Source organism: Bradyrhizobium sp. (assembly GCF_049581145.1).
Lineage (GTDB): Bacteria > Pseudomonadota > Alphaproteobacteria > Rhizobiales > Xanthobacteraceae > Bradyrhizobium.
In genome coordinates, this window is record NZ_JBAURI010000332.1 from 1 (window position 1) to 3273 (window position 3273).

Here is a 3273-nt window from a genome sequence, read left to right on the forward strand (position 1 = left end):
CCGCGCCGCCACTGTTGTTTGCAGCCGCGGCACGTCCCAGGATATTATCGCGGACCGGTCTGCGCGTTCTTCCGCATTTCAGCGACGAGCATATCGCCGATCGTGTGGTACATACGGTCGAAATAAATCAGTCCCGAGGCCAGGCTCCCGTGGGCTATTCCCACCACCTGGCAGAACAGCACAGAATGGCTGCCGACGTCGGTGAGGTGGGCAACGCGGCAATCGAAGCTGACGACGGCATCTTCGAGCACCGGCGCACCGCTTTGGCCGCGAGACCAGTTCGCCGCAGCGAACCGCTCGTCGACCGGCGTCTTGCCTCCGAACAGATCGGCAAGGCTTTGATGGTGCGATGCTAGCGTATTCACCGCGACAACGCCATTTCTCGACACCGTGTCGTAGACCGACGCGGCGCGATTGAGGCAGACCAGCAAGGTCGGCGGCGTGTCCGTCACGCTGCAGATGGCGGAGGCGGTGAAGCCGGCCTTGCCGGCCGGCCCGTCGGTGGTGACGATGCTCACCGCCGCCCCGAGCTTGGCCATGCCGTTCCGATAGGCCTCTTTTGTCACGGCGGGTGTCGCGATCGGTTCGACGTTGCGCGTATCGTTGCGTTCGTAGCTCATGCTGATCTCTTCCGGCGCGATCAGGCCAGCACGCAGGCGTCCTCGAAGGCAAGTCGCGGCGACCTGCCGAACAGGCCTTTCGGATCGCCATGACCCAGGTTGATCAGGAAATTGGCGGTCCATGAGGTGTCCTGGAAGAAGGCCGCATCGATCAGCGCGGCGTCGAAGCCCGACATCGGTCCGCAATCGAGCCCCAGCGCCCGCGCCGCCATGATCAGATAGCCACCCTGCAGCGTCCCGTTCCGGAATGCCGTCTGCTCGGCAACGGCCGGGCTCGATGTAAACCAGGAGCGGGCATCCGCATGCGGGAAGAGCTGCGGCAGCTTGTCATAGAATAGCCGATCGGTGGCCACGATCACGGTGACCGGTGCCGCCATGGTCTTGTCGAGATTGTTCTTGGACAGCGCAGGCCTCAGCTTCTCCTTGCCTTCGGCGCTACGCACGAAGACGAACCGTCCAGGCGAACAGTTCGCCGAGGTCGGCGCCATCTTGAGGCAGTCATAGAGCTGCTTCAGCGTATCGTCGGTGACAGGGGTGGGAAGCCAGGCGTTGTGGCTTCGCGCCGAAAGGAACAGGGTTTCGCAAGCGTCATTGTGGAGAGCGCGTGAGAGATCGGACGACATCGTTATTTCCTTGTTCAGAGCGGAGGGCAGGTGTTGGTGCAGGCAGGGCCGAGCCGTGAGTGCAAGTTGACCGATCCATCTCGCGAGCGCGCTGTGACTTGCGTCCGGCTGAAAACACCGTGCCATTATAGGGATTCATGGTCCGGTCGAGGATTACCTCGGCGGTGATGGCGATTTGCACAAGTCTTGCCTCAGCACTCGTCATGACTCGGTGCCGCTGGATTCGAACAACGGCCCGATCGCTCTGGTCACCTGCAGCAGCCGGCGATCAGTGTAGCGTGGCGATGTCAGGGACAATCCGACCGGCATGCCGGACGGACCCTTGAAGCCGGGAATCTGCACGACGGGGACGTGCAGCAGCGTCCAAATCGCATTCAGCGCCGCTTCGCCGGTCTTCGTCCCTTCCGGCGCCTCGCCGCGCGCGCTCGGCGTCAAGACCGCGTCGTACCCGGCGGCGATGGCATCGAAGGTGACCCGGCACGCGGCCGCGGCGTCCAACGCCGTGAGCAGCGCCGATTTGCTGATGCCCTTGCTGTTTTTCGCCAGCGCGGCGACATCGTCATGAAGCAGCTCGCCCTGCGCGCGAATCTCGCTGAGGAAGCTCACATGCGCCTCGCCCGCCATCACCGTCGCATGATGTTCGCCAAGCGAGTCAAACGCGTCCGGCAGCTCGAGCGGCTCGACGTCCGCGCCGGCTTCTCGCAGCAGGCCGATGCCGCGCTCGAAAGCGTCACGGGTTGCCGGTTCGACCTTGTCCCAGGCGGGGGACCGACAGGAGGCGATGCGCGCGCCGCGCAGTTCGAAGGGCGCAACGGGAATGCGGTCCTCGAGGGCGAAGACATCGGCGAGAAGGTCGAGATCCTCCGCAGAGCGCGCATACAGCCCGAGCGTATCGAGGCTGAGCGCCAGCATTTTCAGACCCTCCCGGTTGATCGCGCCCCAGGTCGGCTTCATCGCGTAGATCCCGCAAAACGAACCGGGTCGGATGGTCGAGCCGGCCGTTTGCGTGCCGAGAGCGATCGTGGCCTGGAAGTCGGCGACAACGGCGGCCGAACCGCTGGAGGAGCCGCCTGGCGTGCGGCCCGGATCGAGCGGATGGCGAGCTGTGCCACCCCGTGTCACCGACGCGAATTCGGTCGTATCCGTCTTGCCGAAGATCAAGGCACCGGCGGCGCGCAGCGTCTTCACGCAGCCCGCATCGACGGCCGGAAAACTACCCTTGTAGAGTGGCGAATTGTGCTCGGTCGGCATGTCCTCGGTCAGGATGACATCCTTGACCGCAATGGGAATGCCGTGCAGCGGCCCTTTGATCTCGCGTTTGTCGAGTTCGCGGGCGTTACGGAGCACCAGCTCGGGATCGAGATAGGCCCACGCACGCACGACATCGTCGCGTTCGCGGATGCGTTCCAGGCAGGCCTGCGCCAGCGCTTCGACTGAAAGATCTCCGGCGCGCATCAGGCGCAAGGCATGGGTAGCGGTCAACTCGTTGGCGCGAACCATCATCGGCTCCTTCGGGTTGGCGGATGCTCTGATGTCAATAGGTCGCGAAAATCCGGCGAATGTCGTCGGGCTTCCGCGTGACGGACAGAGCGAGGGCGAGCAGCAGTCGCGCCTTCTGGGGATTGAGATTGTCGGCGCTCAGTACGCCCAGCGGGCGAAGCTTGGCGCTGTCGAGGGCTACGCCGCTTCCGGCGCGCGTCGACACCACCACCGTCACGCCAGCCTCGGCCGCGGCCTTGATCGCCTCGAGCTCGCCGGGCGTCACCATGCCCGGCGCGAAGGCGGCCAGGACGATTCCCTTCGCGCCCACTGACGTGAAGGCGCGGATCGCCGCGCCGTCTGCCCCGGCGTAGGAATAGGAGATGTCCACACGCGGCAAGGCGTCCATCGGCGCGATGTCGAATTCCGTATCGGGCGCGTTGCGCCGCTCGGTGCGGCGGTAGTAGCGCACATGCTCGCCGTCGACGCTGCCGAGCACGCCGAAGTCCGGTGTCCGAAAGGTCTGCAGTCGGAAGGTCGAGGTCTTTGTC

General features: G+C 64.8%; 3 protein-coding genes and 1 pseudogene. All 4 read right to left on the minus strand.

Annotated elements, in window-relative coordinates:
• Positions 1 to 44 precede the first annotated feature (44 nt).
• Positions 45 to 539 carry a flavin reductase gene (locus tag WCB02_RS10930; RefSeq protein WP_423958150.1) on the minus strand — a complete coding sequence of 165 codons (495 nt, stop codon included), beginning with the start codon at positions 537 to 539 and terminating at the stop codon, positions 45 to 47.
• Positions 540 to 640: 101 nt separating this feature from the next.
• Entirely contained in the window at positions 641 to 1243 is a 603-nt protein-coding gene (locus WCB02_RS10935) for a malonic semialdehyde reductase (RefSeq protein WP_423958152.1), read from the minus strand.
• Between the two features lie 201 nt (positions 1244 to 1444).
• Positions 1445 to 2743 carry an amidase gene (locus WCB02_RS10940; protein WP_423958153.1) on the minus strand — a complete coding sequence of 433 codons (1299 nt, stop codon included), beginning with the start codon at positions 2741 to 2743 and terminating at the stop codon, positions 1445 to 1447.
• 34 nt (positions 2744 to 2777) lie between these two features.
• Positions 2778 to 3273: pseudogene (locus WCB02_RS10945) on the minus strand (asparaginase); the annotation flags it as partial.